This window comes from Altererythrobacter sp. CAU 1778 (assembly GCF_054482795.1).
Genome location: NZ_JBTLRP010000001.1, coordinates 596,091 through 610,990 on the forward strand (window position 1 = coordinate 596,091; position 14,900 = coordinate 610,990).

The window sequence follows — 14,900 nt, forward strand, 5'->3', positions numbered from 1 at the left end:
GCTATTCGCAAGCTGCCAGGGCGATGTCCTGTGCGATGATGTCCGATTGCGCCGGGACGCGCACCGCGACCGGCGCGGTCAGGCAGATGTCGAGCGCGCTTGCCTGCGACGGGTCGATAACGAGGTCGTATTCGCCCGGCGGCACCTGTTCGAAGAAATAGTAACCATCCAGCTCGGTTCGCGCGAAAGCGACCGGCTTTCCATCCGCGCCGATCAGTTGCAGCCGCACGCCGGAAACGCCGCGCGATCCGCCCCCTGAGAGGAACGCGGCGGTTCCCTCGACCTCGCTCAGCCCAACGATGGGGAAGTCTGCGACATGGATGCGGCCGGGACGCGGGACGATTTCGATCCCGCGACTGACCGGCGTCTGCATGATGTCCGGCAGGCTGGCGATATCGACCTGCACGCTCGTGCGGTTGCCATCGCCGAGCTCTCCGAGCCGCACGAAGCCGCTCTCGTCGGTCGTACCGCTGCGATTGAAGGCGGCGAACTCGACTTCCGGCAACACGGTGTCGCCTGCCCCGTAGCGCCCGTCGCCGTCGAGGTCCTGAAACGCGCGCAGGGCGATCGCCCCCGATGCAGCCTGGCCCGGACGGCTGATGAAGAATTCGCGTTTGAGCGGATCGCGCCCGAAGCTGAAGCCGAGGCGCAACGCAACGCTGTAATCGCCATTGTCGAAACCGTATCGCCCATCGAGGGCGAGAGAGAAGTTCTCGAACTCGCGCACGCCGGACAGGCCGACCTGCAGGTCGTCATTGCGGAAACCGTAACTGGCCGAGGCCGAAACGATCGTGCTGTCGTCCACCAAGTAGTCGACGCTGGCGCCCGCGCTGTCGATCCGCGCATCCGGCTTGATCGAGTAGCCGACCGACCCGCGCGCCTGCAGGCGGGAGCGGTTGAGCGTGGCGAGATCGAAGCTGCCGCGCAGGGTCAGGAATTTCGGACCCTCGACGGGTTTGGTTTCGGAATATTCGACGATCTTTGATACCAGCAGGCCGGGGATGCGCGCCGATCCACGCACCAGCGCGGTCATGCTTTCCCGCCCATCCAGAAACTCGACCCGCCGCGCGCGCCCGAACAGCGGCAGGTAAGTGCCGGAGTCTGCCCCGCCGAGGCGGAGCGAGGTGTTGAAGTCGAGCTCCGTCGCACGGCGCAACGGATCGGAGCCGACGCTGCGGGTTTCGTCGATGAAGCCGCCGCGATATTCGGCATGGGTCAGCGTGAAGCCGCCGTTGGCGATGCGCCCACCGAGGCCCGCCGATAGCGCCTTGCCCCCGCTATCGGAAAAGCCCGCATCGCCGCGAACCGCGAACGAACCTATGCTGCTGCGAAGTCCCGCCGTTGCCATCCAGCGGTCCTGTTCGTCGCGCTGGAAGAAGGCGCCGCTCGCCACCGCCGTCAGGCCGGAGGTCACGCCGTAAGAGCCCTGTGCGATGGCCTGCCAGTCCCCGAAGTTCTCCAGCGGGCGGAAGTCCGGGCCGCGCACGTCGAGCAGGTTGACCCCGCTCTGCGCAGCGGAAAGCTGGTAATGGAAGTCGCCCTTCGCGATACGCCCGTCGCCGACATTGACGCGCCGTACCTCTTCGCGTCGCTGGCCCTGCGGACCGTAGAAGACGAGGCGAAAGATGTTCGTGCCGAAGTCGACCGGCACCTGAAGAAACTCGTACTGGTCGTTGGAGGCCTGGCTGATCGAGCCGACCAGCACGTCGTTCCGATACAGTTCGACCTCGTAGCCGTCGGGCAGCACGCCGCGCAGGTCGATCCGGTCGAAGACGGAGACGGATGAAAAGGGCACATTGGTGACCATCGCGCCGCGCCCCGCCGTGCTGCGCAGGCCGATCGGCATGGCGTAGGTCGCGATGTCGCCCATCTGGAACTCTGTCGCGCCGAGCGGGCCGAGCAGGTCGGCATCCTCGTCCCGACGGCCGAGCTGGATCAGCGATGCCGTCAGCCCCTCGTCGCTAGCCGCGCTGATGAAAGCCTGCGCGGTCATGTAAGCGAGATCGCCCGCCAGCCGCAGGTCGGCCTCGGCCCGTGTGCCCCGGCGGGTGTCGCTGACGGCGCGCAGTTCCACGTCCGCGACCGGCACCGACAGGGCGAGCCAGGGCGTCTCCTGACGCGGCCAGCGCTCGTCATCGCGCTTGCCGCCGAGCGAGGCGAGGCGTGCGCGGTCGGCTTCGCGCTTGATCCGCTCCTCGAAGGGGAAGGGCTCGAGCGTCTCGATCAGGATCGACTGGTTGCGCAGATCCGCTTCGACCGACAGCGGGAGGAGCTCGGCAAACACCTCCGTTCGCAGGTACATTTCGCCTTCGAAGGGTTGCGCGATACCGCGCGGCAGCGGTCGCTCGACGCCGTCGAGTTCGTAGGTCATGCTGCGAAGGTTGATCGACAGCGTCCGGTCTTCGGACAGGAACCAGCCGCTGGCGAAGTTTCCATCGTCGCTGATCTTGATAGCCAGGTCGAGAATGCGCGAGAGGCTGCCGAAAGGCAGATAGACAGCATCGCGCGTGCCGTATGCGATTACCGTGTCGGTCGCCTTGACCCCCGCGACCTGGATTTCGAGGATCAGTTCGTCGTCGTAACTGAAGGCAAGCCCGTCCGCGCCGACGGGGAATGTCGGTCGGCCCTGCGCGGTAAGGTAGCTGGTCGTGGGCGGCGTAGCGCTGTCGGCTTCAGGCGCCGCGACAGGCGCGACCGGCGCGGCGTTTACGACCGGAACGCGCGGGGGAGTGACCCGCGCCTGCGGGGCGGACGGAAGGTCGGTGGTGGCCGCCGCGTCGTCCGCTGTCTCTTCGAAGCCGTCCAGATCAGCGCTGCTCGAGAGGGCGACCGCCGTCGATAAGGGCTGCGGCACTGCCTGAGGCGGCGGGGGAAGCGGCTGCGACGGGGATGCCGCAATCGGCTCGGATGCTGGCGGCGTTTCAGCCTGCTCGCCCCTGTCGGGAGCTGGCGGCGGCTCGGTCGGCGCGAACACCGGCTCCGGCAACGCAGGCTCTGGGTCGGCTGCTAGAGCATCGGCGCGTTCGACCGGGGCTTCGATGGTTTCGCCGGGCCGGAGTTCGTTCTCACCCTGCCGCCTTGTTATGACACGGGAAATCCGTGGCGCGGCAGTATCGGCAAGGGCCAGTGCGACGGACTGGGGAGGCGGCGCCGAGGCAGGGTTGGCGGCTGGTTCGGGCGGCAGGTCCGGCTGCGCTGCGGCGAAGGCGGGCTGAGGAAGAACCACCGGAGCCAGATCCGGCGCTTCGACTTCGTGCGGCGCGGGTGCGACACTCTCTGGATTCGCTGCGAGACGCGGCGCGTGCCGCAACCCGCTGCCGGTGAGCGCCGTTTTGCTGGTGGAGGCGCGCAGGGCGGCGGGGCGGGAAACGCTCGGCCTGGATGCCGGCGGGATGGCAATAGCTGGCGCCGCCGCCAGTTCTCCGCTGTCGCTCCCGGGATCGCCAAGCGGATGCGCGAAGTCGGGCATCGGCAGGGTAATGCGGCGCGCGACATTGCGCAGCTCTTCCGGCTCGCTCTGCGGCGGAAAGTGGGCGAGCGGCAGCTCTGCCCGATCACCCTGCAACAGCAGGGCCAGCCCGACAGCCGCCGGGCCGACAAGATGCGGCCTTAGCGGGCTGGCCGGCTTGCCGGTGGTCACGGCACCGTGAAGACTTGCGTCGCGAGCGTAGCGCCCGGCGAGACATCATCGTCGGTATAGGTCACTTCCAACCGCGTGCCGGAGCGCACGGTCCCGGCGGGCAGTTCGGGGTCGACCGGCACGACCAGCGTGCGGCTGGCGACTTCCGGATAGACGCCGATGCCCTTGATCTGGGAAACCACGGTGCTGCTGCCGGCGAGCTTGATGGTAATGTCACCAAAGGCCGAACGGGTGCCGCTGCGGGCAATGGTAATGCCGATGCCCTGGTCGCCTTCGGGCCCGTTCACAAGCTGGAGATTGGACAGACCGACATCCAGCGTCGTCTCTCCAACCCGGACGATGACCGGGATCGAAATGCCGAAACGCGGGCGGATGGTCACGCCGATTTCGTCAGCCGCGGGCGTCTGCCCGGTGGCCTGGCCGATCGAGTAGCCGAAGTCCTGCGCGTCGGGCACCGAGACGGCCATGAAGTGCGAACGATACTCGCCATCCGGCAGGTCGGCAGGCGTGCGGGACATGATACGCACCGTCTGCGCTTCGTTGCCCATCAGGCGGATGCGGCGCGGCGACCAGCGCAGCATGTCGCTGGCGGTCTTGACGTTAGCCTTGGCCGCGGCGTCGTCAAAATTGTCGAAGGCGAGCAGGCGGCCGTCGGGCGTCATCATCATGTCGGTGATGTTGATCTCGTAATCGCCGGCATTGGCCGTGCGATTGTAGAGGCCGACCGTGGCGATCCGCTGGCGCGCGTCGATCACGATGCGCTTGGGGTAGAGGTTGATGTCGCCCATGCCGCCGACCGACCCGGCTGGCGGTCCGGCCTCAATCGGAGCGGGCGCTGCATCCTGAGCGCTGGCACCGGCGGCAGACGCAAAAGCCCCGCCAGCGGCGAGGCAGGTAAGCGCGAGGCGGGCGAGCCTGTTTTCGATCTTGTGAAACATGGTTAATTGCGAACCCCGTCAGAACCCCTCTCAGCTATCCTCAATCGCGGAGTCCCGCGCAAGCCGAGATCAGTTGTAATTTACAGTTACGTCGAACGTGCCGGTATAGACACCGGCCTGCTGGTTGGCGGCGACGTCTAGAGTGGCGCCGACATCCAGGTCGTATGTTGCACGCGGATCGGTTACCGGATTGTTACGACGCGTCGTAAACCGGAACCTCCGGACCGTCATGGTGCTGGTGCCGTTGCTGATCCGAATGCTGTTGGGCAGGAAGACCAAGAACTTGCGCTGCCCTTCACCGGTGATGGTGAAGCGCGCCGGGCCGCGACCGCTGGGCGGCTGCGCGATATCGACGGTGTTGGCCACGTCTCCGCCGGGGGCCAGCGTTCCGTCCGGGTCGATCCTGATCGTGCTGGCAGCGATGGGGCTGACGAAAGCGCCGAAGCGAAGGTCGCGCACCTTGATCACCCCGGTGGGATTGACCACCGTGGCCTTGGCGGCGCCTGCCGCCGTCGCGCTTTCTCCGGGAGCCGCGCTGGCCGCGACGGGTGTCAGGGCCAGACTGCTGGCGAGGAAGAAGCCGACAACAAGGTTGGTGGTATTAACCATCGCGGATCAGTTGAGAAAAAAAGGGCGCGACAGGCCAACAGGCCCGGCGCGCCCCTTTCCTTGATCAGTTGTAGGTGACGGTCGCGTCGTACGAACCGCTGTAGACGCCTGCCGGGTGGTTGCCCGGAACCGTCAGCGTGCCGCCGACGGTGAAACCTGCGGTGCCGCCGGTCAGCACGCCGCTGGCCGGAGCGCTGGTGGTGAAGGCCATCGGGCTAGTCGTGCCGTCGCCGTTCAGCGTCACCGAACCACCGGTGGTGGAGATGGTGAAGCCGCGGTCGGCGTCGCCGGTTGCGGTGAAGGCGTCAGCCGTTTCGGTCGAGGTCGACATGTGCGTGACGTCGCCGGTCGACGTGCCGACACCAGCCTGCGTCACGACGACGCTGCCGCCGGTCGTGCCGGTGGTGAAGGTGCCGAAGCCGAGCTCTGCGCCGGTGTCGTGCGTCAGCGTAATCGGAGCAACGACGGTCGCGGTCGCGCTACCCTGCGCGGTTGCGGTGTCGCCCGGTGCTGCGAAAGCCGGAGCGGAAACGATAGCAGCAGCGCCCGCTGCCAGAACCAAAATCTTTTTCACGGTGTGTACCCCTATGTTCTCTCTAGTCTCACCGGCACATCCGCCGGGCGTCACGAACCGGTTTAACGACCCTTCGTGCCGAACTCGGTATAAGTGCGTAGGAGTTAACAAGTGGTTGTGTGGGACTGACGATTACTGTCACCGGTGTAAACAGAAAAATGACGCAAAATCAGTGGTATGTTGGGGTTACGGAAAACACCGCGTGGACGGATATGGTTAAATGTAAGTGACCAGCACCGTGACATTTGCCCTATATGTATCGGGCGGCGTACCCGCGGGCATCACCACCGTTCCGCCGATGCCGAATTCGTCGCTGCCGTCGGGTGCCAGCCGTCCGCGCGGACCTGCGCCGGCCATGCTGTCGGTCGCCACGGTCAGACTCTCGACCTGGAGACTGGGCGAGCCTGGCTTGCCCCCGAATGCCGTGAGGGTCGGGGGAAGTTGCACCTGATAGTCACGGCCTGCCTCTCCGCGCAGGAAGAACCGGGCCGGATGCGGATCGCAGGCTGCCGCTCCGTGGCAGATCGGCCGGGCTGCACCGCCGTGGCTGATCGCGCCCGGCACTGCGCCGACGGTCACGCTGCCCGCCCCGCGCGCTTCGAGGGTTACCGCACCGAAAGAAAGGTCGCTCTGCGGTTCCAGCACCAGCGGCTTCACCACGGTCGCGCTCACCGTTCCGCTGGCGGTCGATGTCTCGCCCGGTGCGGCCAGCGCTAGGGTAGGCAGGGCGAATGCGCCCACGGGCAGCGTCAGGCAGGCAAGCGCGCGCCGCACCGCTCTAGCCGTCGCTGATCAGCACGGCGTCCATCATCAGCGGGATGGTCAGCTCCGCGCCATTCGCCTGCCGCGTCACGTCGATGCGCCCGCCGATCTGGAAACTGGCGGAGCAGGTCCGGGTCTGGCAGTTCGGGATGGTCAGCCGAAACGCGCGGCCCGGCTCGATCCGCCCCACGCCGGGCAGGTCCGTGTTGAAGGCCGATACCCTGCCGGTTACGCCGTTGACCGTGACCGGGGCAGGCTGGCTCATCACGAGCTCTATTTCCACCGTCCGGGGCCGGCGATTGTTGGCGGCATTGTTTCCGCGATCATAGGTCACGGTAAAGCGCGCGGGCGCGGTGCTGTCGCCGGGTACGGGGAAGATCGACACGTTGGTCGTCGCACCGCCGGGCGCGACAACACGGGCGCCGCTGCCGAATACGAGGAAGGTGCCGAAACGCAGTTCGGAATCGGGGGAAACCGTTATCTGCCGCGGCGCGGAATGCACGACGGGCGGGGCGAGCGATACGCCCACCACCACGCCAGCCAGCGCTGCTTTCAGCAGCCTCCGCGTCATTGCCCGTTCCCCTTGCCGCGCGGCAAAATACCGCACCGTTCGGTCAGCAGTATCGCAAATCACCTTAACGGCGGCAATCCGCGTTAACCCGCAGGCTTGGCAGAGCGATCAGCCGTGCGCGCCGAAGACGTTAGCGATGGCAGTCGAAAGGCGAAGGGAGAGTTCGTAAGCACGCTCGATCGGTTCGACGTTGTCGCGGCGGATGGCGCTGTAACCATCGTCGCTGCGGTCGGGGTAGTCGGCGGGTTCGTCCAGCGCGTAATCGCCCGCCTGCGGCGCGCCTGTCGGGAAGGCGCGACGCAACTGCGCCAGTGCATCGTCGATGCGCAGGGTAAAGACCATTTCCAGCACGTCTTCGCGGCTGATGTCGTTGGCGCGGCTGAAAGAGGGCACGCTGACGACGCGCAGGAACATGTGCTGCAACAGCGCGAGGCGCAGCGCCTGGCACGCGCCAATTGTGCGGCGGGTGTGTTCGCGTTCGGGGTCGGCGGCTTCGCCGGGCAGCTGGTCGAGAAGGCGATGCAGCTTCAGCGCATCGACGCGCAGGCGCGAGGCGAGGCGGCGGAATACGCCGTTGCGATCGTCTCCGATGAGATATTCGGCCAGCGCCTCGCACGGCTCGGAAATCTCGGATTCGGTCCCGCGGTAGGTGCGGCTGGCCCAGTAGGCGGAATTGAACAGCTCGCCATAGGCGGCCACGGTCTTCACCGAAGCGAGTTTGTTGGACGCCTGCGCCAGCCGGATGAGCTGCTGGCCGCGCGCGCTCTCGGTCAGCAGGCTGGCGATGTCTTCCACATTGCCTTCCGCCGCCGTGCCGATCCCGGCGATCACGTTGACCGGATAGCCCAGCTGCTGGAGGATCGCATTGTGCGGAATGGCGCGGATCTGCCGCAGGCTCATGTCGCGGTCGGCGGAAAGATCCGACTGGCGGCGCGACTTGCGGCTGCCGGTTTCGTTCAGCAGGCCGAGGCCGAAGGCGGTTATCGCGCGATTATAGGTGCGGCTGTGCAGATGCATCTGCTGCTCGCGCCGGATCGCGCGGTAGAAATCGAGGCTGAGGTCGGTGCGGCGGTAGAAGGGATCGGTCGGCGCATCCACGTCGGTTTCGGCCGGGCGCAGGCAGAAGATGCGCGAGAGCGTGGCCAGTGCGAGTTCGGGCGTGGCGAAAAACAGGTAACCGTCGCCGCCCTGGAAGCTGACTTCCGGTTCCAGCCGGATACCGGCGCGCGCGAAACGTCGCCGCGACCATGGGGACAGCGGCCATTCCAGCCGATCCTGAAAACTGCTGGGATGCGCACCGCGGCCCATGCTTTCGCCATGGGTGTCGAAGATCAGCGCGGCGACTTCGGTCAGCCCGTTGCGTTCCATCGCTTCGGACAGGCGGCCCTGCAACCGCTCGATCGCGAGGCTGGCTGACACCTGGCCGACGAAGCGGCCGGCATCCGAAAAGCCGGTCTGAATGCAAACCCGCCCGCGCGTTTTGGCGTAGTCGCGGTATTCGTCCTCCGCCAGCAGCGCGTCGAGGAAGCGGCCGCCGTGTTCCAGCGCGGTCTCGGTCTCGAACAGAGGGGATATGTCGACCTTGTCGGCGATCCCGAACAGCTTGGCGAAATACAGGCCGGACAGCACGGTACCGGGCTGCTCGCATTCGGCCACCAGCATCCGGATCGGCGCATCGCCATCGATGTGATGAATGATCTGCGCCATCGCGAGGAACTGGCGGATCGCGGTGCTGCTTTCGACCGCCAGCGCGCCGAAATTGGCGCGCAATGGCTTCACCTGCCGCAACATTGTGCGCAGCGTCGCGAGCGCGCTGCGGCTGGCGAGGTCGAGCGTTTCGCCATCGGGCACGCGGCGGCGGATCGCGTTGTGCAATTGCTTGGCGTTCACGCGGAAGTGAATCCAGCCCATGCCAAGGCCATCAGCGCGCATCGCGGCGGCGATGGTCTTGAGCGCGACGGCCCGGTCGCCGCTTTCCGCCTCGGCTTCGAGCTGGGCGATCACCGGCGCGAGCGAGACGAGCTTGTCGGGATGGTCCGCTGTCAGGCGGTTGGCCGCTTCGGACAGGGAAGCGGCGTCGGACAGGTCTCCGCCGAAATCTTCCGCTCGGGCACCGGCATAGGCAGCAGCGGCCTCGAGCTTCGCGACCAATGCGTGGCCTGTGTCGACCTGCTTCAGTGATGCGGCGTAACGGCGCAGGCGTTCGGCCTTTTCCGACAGGCGGAAGCGGATCGAGGTGTACCAGGCGATGTCGGTGCGCCCGTCCATGTCGTATCCGACCCAGGTGGCGAACCGGAACGGCAGCGGCGCGAGATCGCGCCACTTGTCGGGAAAGCGCTTCGCAGCCGTCGCAAGGATGCCCGAGACGATCCGGTCGCGCGCTTCCTGCGCGTTCGCGATGGCCGACATGGCGCGGCCATGTTCATAGTCGAGCGTAATTGCCGGCCGTTCGGTCGCGAAAACGCAGGTTGTGTCGTCGATATCGCCGTCGCGGCTGGCGGATTTCGCGACCGCTTCGGACTGTGCCGGGGTCAGCAGGAATGTCGGATGCGCGGTGAAGACGGCATGAAGCTGAGGACATTCGACCAGCGCAGCGAATTGCGCGAAGTCGTCGCAGTCGGCCAGCACATCGGCATTGGCAGCGTCGTTTGCCGCCAGTCCGACCGGGGACACCAGGCGACGCAATCGCGTGGCGCGGGCTTTCAGCCCTTCGCACTCAAGCTCCGCGACCAGGCTTTCGAGCGCGTCGAGGTCCGTCCCGCCGCTCTCCAGCTGGCGCGAGATGTCGTGGGATAGCTGGAAGACCGGGTTGAACAGCGGTGTTTCCGCCGTCCGTTTGTGCAGTTCCTGCAGGCGTTCGCGAAGATCTGCCGCCGTGTTCACGCCGCCAGCCCCCGCGCGCGGCGGGCAGCTTCGGTCACGGCGGCGTAGTCCGGGTCGGTGCGCGGGGCGACCCAGCTGCCGCCGACGCAGAGGACGGGATCGAACGCCAGCCATTCGCGCGCGGTGTCTTCGCTGATGCCGCCGGTGGGGCAAAAGCTGCATTGGCCGAACGGCGCGGCAAGCGCCTTGAGCGCAGGCAGGCCGCCCGCTGCCACCGCCGGAAAGAACTTGAAATGCGTGAGGCCCAGATCCATCCCGCGCATGATGTCACCCGCATTGGCAATGCCGGGCAGGAACGGCACCTCGGCAGAAATTGCCGCGCGCCCAAGCGTATCGGTCAGACCGGGCGAGACGATGAATTCGCTGCCCGCTTCCAGGGCTGCGTCAAGCTCCGCCGGGTTGGTCACCGTGCCAGCGCCCACGATCGCCCCGTCCACTTCGCGCATCGCCCGGATCGCGTCGAGCGCGGCGGGCGTGCGGAGCGTTACCTCGAGGACTTTGAGACCGCCTCCGACCAGCGCCTCTGCCAGCGGGCGTGCCTGTGCCACGTCGTCGATCACGATGACCGGGATGACCGGCGCGGTGCGCATGATGGTTTCGATGGGGCTCACGTGGATGCTCCTGCGTGTTCAGATGCGAAGGCCGCGGCTGCGCCGAACAGGCCCGGCTGGGGATGGACGATCAATTTGACCGGAATGCTCGCCATCAGTTCCTGGAAGCGACCCTTGGCCTTGAAGCGTTCGGCAAAGCCGGACCGCAGCAAGGTGTCGCGAATGCGATAGCCGAGGCCGCCCGCGATCACGACGCCGCCGAAGCCGCCCTGTGCGAGCGCGATATCGCCTGCGACGCTGCCGAGCGACATGCAAAGCCGGTCGACCGCGGCCGCGGCGAGGCTGTCGCTGCCGTCCTGCCCGCGCTTCCAGATGGCGATATCGTCTTCTTCGGCGACCGGCTTGCCCTCCATCGCGGCGAGCGTCTGGTATATGTCGGAAATGGCCGGGCCAGCGACCACGCGTTCGATCGACACCCGGTTATGCCGCTTGCGCAGGCGAGCGAGAATGGCATCGTCGATCTGGTCGAGCGGGGCGAAGTCGATGTGTCCGCCCTCGGTCGCGGAGACGCGATAGGTGCCGTCCGCTTCCCGGTAGAGATGCGCCACGCCAAGGCCGGTGCCGGGGCCGAGCACACTGAGCCGCCCGGTCGGGCTGAGCGGCTTGTCCGGGCCGGTCAGGTGCAGGAACTGGTCCTCCCCGGCACGCGCCACGGCGTGGGCCACGGCTTCGAAATCGTTCACGATCGTGTACGATTCGACGCCCAGCTTCTCCCGCACCAGGGCGGGGCGGATGATCCAGGGATTGTTGGTGAAACGAATGACTTCGCCGCCCACAGGGCCCGCGATCGCCATCGAGACATTGGGCGGCAGCGTGCCGCCCTGCCGCTCCCGGAAATCTTCCCACGCGGTCTGGAAACTCGCATGGTCTTCGGTGTGCAGCGTATCCGGCTCGCCCAGCGTGATGGTGCCGTCCGCGGCGATGGTCGCGATGCAGAAGCGGGCATGCGTCCCGCCGATGTCGACTGCGACGACCTCCGTCACAGACCAGCGCTCGCCAGCATGGCCGAGCCTCCCTTTTCCGCTTCGTCGGCATAGTGGCGGAACATGGCGAACAGTTCGCGTCCCAGACCCATGTCGGGCAACGGATCGCTCGCAGGCTCGCGGGTCGAAAGATCGGCGGTTGTGGAAAGCGTCCCGCTGTCAGCGCAGACCCGCACGACGTCGCCATCGCGCAGCAGGCTGAGCGGCCCGCCGCCGAGTGCCTCGGGCGAACAGTGAATGGCCGCAGGGATCTTCCCGCTTGCGCCGGACATGCGCCCGTCGGTGACCAGCGCCACGCGGTAGCCGCGGTCCTGCAATACGCCGAGCGGCGGGGTGAGCATGTGCAGCTCCGGCATTCCGTTGGCACGCGGCCCCTGGAAGCGGACGACCACCACGACGTCACGGTCGAGCTCGCCGCGTTCGAACGCCTTGACGACATCGGGCTGCGTTTCGAAGATCCGGCACGGTGCCTCGATCGTGTAGCGCGAGGGGTCGACAGCGGAACTCTTGAAACAAGCCCGGCCGAGATTTCCGGCCAGCAGGCGCATTCCCCCGTCGGCCTGGAACGGCTCGGCGGCAGGGCGCAGCATTTCGGTGTCGCCGCTCGGCCCGACATCGCGCCATGCCAGCGTATCGCCATCGAGCCCCGGTTCCTGCCCGTAGATCGTCAGGTCGTCGCCCCCGATGGTGACGATGTCGCGGTGGGCGAGCCCTGCGTCGAGCAGTTCGCGCACCACGAATCCCATCCCGCCCGCGTCCTGGAAGTGGTTCACGTCGCCCGATCCGTTGGGATAGACCCGCGCCAGCAGCGGCACGGCGCTGGAAAGTTCGGCGAGGTCGGTCCAGTCGATCACGATGCCCGCCGCGCGCGCCATCGCCGGAATGTGGATCGCATGATTGGTCGATCCGCCGGTCGCCAGCAGGCCGACCGCCGCATTGACGATCGCTTTCTCGTCCACGCAGCGCGCCAGAGTGCGGGTTTCGTCCTTGGCCAAGGCGGCAAGGCGATGCACCGCCTCCCGGTCGAGCGCCTGACGCAGCTTGGTGCCGGGCTGGACGAAGGCCGCGCCAGGGACGTGGAGGCCCATCAGCTCCATCATCATCTGGTTGGAATTGGCCGTGCCGTAGAAAGTGCAGGTGCCGGGCGAATGATAGCTCGCGCTCTCGCTCGCCAGCAGTTCCTCCCGCCCTACCTTGCCTTCGGCATAGAGCTGGCGGACCTGCTGCTTCTCCTTGTTGGAAATGCCGGTCGGCATCGGCCCGCTGGGCACGAAGACCGCAGGCAGATTGCCGAAGCGCAGCGCGCCGATCAACAGGCCGGGAACGATCTTGTCGCAAATGCCGAGCAGGGCGATCCCGTCGAACATCGCGTGGCTGAGTGCGATGCCGGTGGCGAGCGCGATGGCGTCGCGGCTGAACAGCGACAGCTCCATGCCGTCCTGCCCCTGTGTCACGCCGTCGCACATGGCCGGAGTGCCGCCAGCGACCTGCGCCGTCGCGCCGACTTCGCGGGCGTAGATCTTCATCCGCTCCGGATACCGGCCGTAGGGCTGATGGGCGGAGAGCATGTCGTTATAGGCGGTGACGATGCCGATGTTCGGCCCGCGCATTTCCATGATCGCGGGCTTGTCTTCCTCCGAAGCGGCGAAGCCGTGCGCGAGGTTGGAACAGGACAGACGCGACCGGTCGACGCCGCTCTGGGTCTGCCGGTCCATCAGTTCAAGATAGCGCGCGCGTCCGTCTCTGGACCGTTCGATGATGCGGTCCGTCACGCGCGCGACAGTGGGGTGAAGATTACTCATGCCAGCTTACCCCATTGCGTTCCGCCAGGGCGATGGCCGCGCTCGGCCCCCAGCTGCCTGCGGTGTAGGTCTTGGGCGGTTCCCCGCTCGCGTCCCATTCCTCGCGAATGGCGTCGATCCAGTGCCATTGCGCTTCCACCTCGTCGCGGCGGACGAACAGCGTCTGGTCGCCTTCGATGAGGTCGAGCAACAGGCGCTCGTAAGCAATGCGCCGCACCGCGCCGCTGAAGGCATCGGGCATGGCGATGTCGAGCGGGACCTGCCGCAGACGGATGCCTTCGCGGTCCAGACCCGGCACCTTTGCCATCAGCGAGAGATGGACGTTCTCTTCCGGCTGGATGCCGATAACCAGCTTGTTGGGCTGCATCGTTGCGCCTTTGCCGGCGAAGATCGAGTGCGGCACGCAGCGGAACTGCACGACGATCTCGGTCACGCGTTCGGGCAGGCGCTTTCCGGTGCGCAGGTAAAAGGGCACCCCCTGCCACCGCCAGTTGTCGACATGGGCCTTGATCGCGACAAAGGTTTCGGTCTGGCTGTCCTTGCCCAGTTCCTCGTCATAGCCGGGGACCGCCTTTCCGGAGATCGCACCCGCGCGGTACTGGCCCGTCACGGTCTCGTCCGCCGCGACGCGGCGCAGGGCGCGCAGCACCTTGACCTTTTCGTCGCGCACGGCGGTCGCATCGAAGCTGACCGGCGGCTCCATCGCCACCAGCGCGAGCAGTTGCAGCATGTGGTTCTGGACCATGTCGCGCAGCGCGCCCGCATCGTCGTAGAACGCTACACGGCCTTCCAGTCCGACCGTTTCCGCGACGGTGATCTGGACGTGGTCGATATGCGCCGCGTTCCACAACGGCTCGAACATCAGGTTCGCGAAGCGCAGCGCCAGCAGGTTCTGCACCGTCTCCTTGCCGAGATAGTGGTCGATGCGGAAGATCCGGTCTTCCGGAAAGGCATCGGCCACGGCGTCGTTGATGGTGCAGCTTGTCGCCAGCGAGGTGCCGAGCGGCTTTTCCAGGCCGATACGGCTGTTTACCGAGGCAAGGCCCGCGTGACGCAGGCCCTTGATCGTGGGTTCGAACAGGCTGGGCGCGGTCGACAGGAAGATCGCGAGGCCATCGTCGCCGGCATTGCCATTGGCGACCTTGGTGGCGAGTTCCTGGTACCCTTCCAGCGTGGTCGCATCGACCGCCTCGTAAGACAGGCGGTTGAGGAACTCGGCCATGCCGCGCCGGCGATTGGCGGGAAGGTATTTCTCCAGCGATTCCCGCGCGAAATTGCGGAACGCATGATCGTCCATGTCCGACCGTGCGGTGCCGACGATCTTGAGATCGGGCCGCAACAGTTCGTCCGCATCGAGCGCGCAGAGCGAGGGGATGAGCATTCGCTGCGCCAGGTCTCCCGTGGCGCCGAACAGCAGCAGGCGGTTGGCCGTGAAACTCATGCGCTGAAATGCTCTCCTGTCGGAACCGGGCGTCGAAAATTGCGGCGGCGCACAACGGGTAGCAAGATTGGGTGCGCAATCCTAGC

The 14,900-nt window shown here is 66.6% G+C and carries 11 protein-coding genes; all 11 read right to left on the bottom strand.

Features of this window, described 5'->3' with window-relative positions:
• Position 1: 1 nt before the first annotated feature.
• Positions 2-3,640: a hypothetical protein gene (locus ACXYN8_RS02640; RefSeq protein WP_458887749.1), complete on the bottom strand. Its 3,639-nt coding sequence runs from the start codon at positions 3,638-3,640 to the stop codon at positions 2-4.
• Complete coding sequence (locus ACXYN8_RS02645) at positions 3,637-4,578, bottom strand: fimbrial biogenesis chaperone (protein ID WP_458887750.1); 942 nt, start codon at positions 4,576-4,578, stop codon at positions 3,637-3,639. The genes ACXYN8_RS02640 and ACXYN8_RS02645 overlap by 4 nt, the downstream gene beginning before the upstream one ends.
• 69 nt (positions 4,579-4,647) lie before the next feature.
• Positions 4,648-5,187: a DUF4402 domain-containing protein gene (locus ACXYN8_RS02650; protein ID WP_458887751.1), complete on the bottom strand. Its 540-nt coding sequence runs from the start codon at positions 5,185-5,187 to the stop codon at positions 4,648-4,650.
• A 64-nt stretch (positions 5,188-5,251) separates the two neighbouring features.
• On the bottom strand, positions 5,252-5,761 hold the full coding sequence (locus tag ACXYN8_RS02655) for a DUF4402 domain-containing protein (protein ID WP_458887752.1): 510 nt from the start codon (positions 5,759-5,761) through the stop codon (positions 5,252-5,254).
• A 216-nt stretch (positions 5,762-5,977) separates the two neighbouring features.
• Positions 5,978-6,535, bottom strand: a complete 558-nt coding sequence (locus ACXYN8_RS02660) for a DUF4402 domain-containing protein (RefSeq protein ID WP_458887753.1) — start codon at positions 6,533-6,535, stop codon at positions 5,978-5,980.
• 4 nt (positions 6,536-6,539) lie between these two features.
• The gene (locus ACXYN8_RS02665) at positions 6,540-7,094 is read right to left on the bottom strand and encodes a DUF4402 domain-containing protein (protein WP_458887754.1); all 555 of its coding nucleotides are present in this window, start codon (positions 7,092-7,094) and stop codon (positions 6,540-6,542) included.
• Between the two features lie 108 nt (positions 7,095-7,202).
• On the bottom strand, positions 7,203-9,977 hold the full coding sequence (locus ACXYN8_RS02670; RefSeq protein WP_458887755.1) for a phosphoenolpyruvate carboxylase: 2,775 nt from the start codon (positions 9,975-9,977) through the stop codon (positions 7,203-7,205).
• Positions 9,974-10,588, bottom strand: coding sequence for a bifunctional 4-hydroxy-2-oxoglutarate aldolase/2-dehydro-3-deoxy-phosphogluconate aldolase (gene eda / locus ACXYN8_RS02675; RefSeq protein WP_458887756.1), 615 nt, complete (start codon positions 10,586-10,588; stop codon positions 9,974-9,976). The genes ACXYN8_RS02670 and eda overlap by 4 nt, the downstream gene beginning before the upstream one ends.
• Positions 10,585-11,571: a glucokinase gene (glk, locus tag ACXYN8_RS02680; RefSeq protein WP_458887757.1), complete on the bottom strand. Its 987-nt coding sequence runs from the start codon at positions 11,569-11,571 to the stop codon at positions 10,585-10,587. The genes eda and glk overlap by 4 nt, the downstream gene beginning before the upstream one ends.
• Positions 11,568-13,373 (bottom strand): phosphogluconate dehydratase, encoded by a 1,806-nt coding sequence (gene edd / locus ACXYN8_RS02685; protein WP_458887759.1) that lies wholly within the window; start codon positions 13,371-13,373, stop codon positions 11,568-11,570. The genes glk and edd overlap by 4 nt, the downstream gene beginning before the upstream one ends.
• On the bottom strand, positions 13,366-14,814 hold the full coding sequence (zwf, locus tag ACXYN8_RS02690; RefSeq protein WP_458887760.1) for a glucose-6-phosphate dehydrogenase: 1,449 nt from the start codon (positions 14,812-14,814) through the stop codon (positions 13,366-13,368). The genes edd and zwf overlap by 8 nt, the downstream gene beginning before the upstream one ends.
• Positions 14,815-14,900 lie beyond the last annotated feature (86 nt).

What these genes read in the sequence shown, in the direction of transcription:
- ACXYN8_RS02645 (WP_458887750.1), bottom strand. Translation starts at nt 4,578, where the DNA reads ATGTTTCACAAGATCGAAAACAGGCTCGCCCGCCTCGCGCTTACCTGC.
- ACXYN8_RS02650 (WP_458887751.1), bottom strand. Translation starts at nt 5,187, where the DNA reads ATGGTTAATACCACCAACCTTGTTGTCGGCTTCTTCCTCGCCAGCAGT.
- ACXYN8_RS02665 (WP_458887754.1), bottom strand. Translation starts at nt 7,094, where the DNA reads ATGACGCGGAGGCTGCTGAAAGCAGCGCTGGCTGGCGTGGTGGTGGGC.
- edd (WP_458887759.1), bottom strand. Translation starts at nt 13,373, where the DNA reads ATGAGTAATCTTCACCCCACTGTCGCGCGCGTGACGGACCGCATCATC.
- zwf (WP_458887760.1), bottom strand. Translation starts at nt 14,814, where the DNA reads ATGAGTTTCACGGCCAACCGCCTGCTGCTGTTCGGCGCCACGGGAGAC.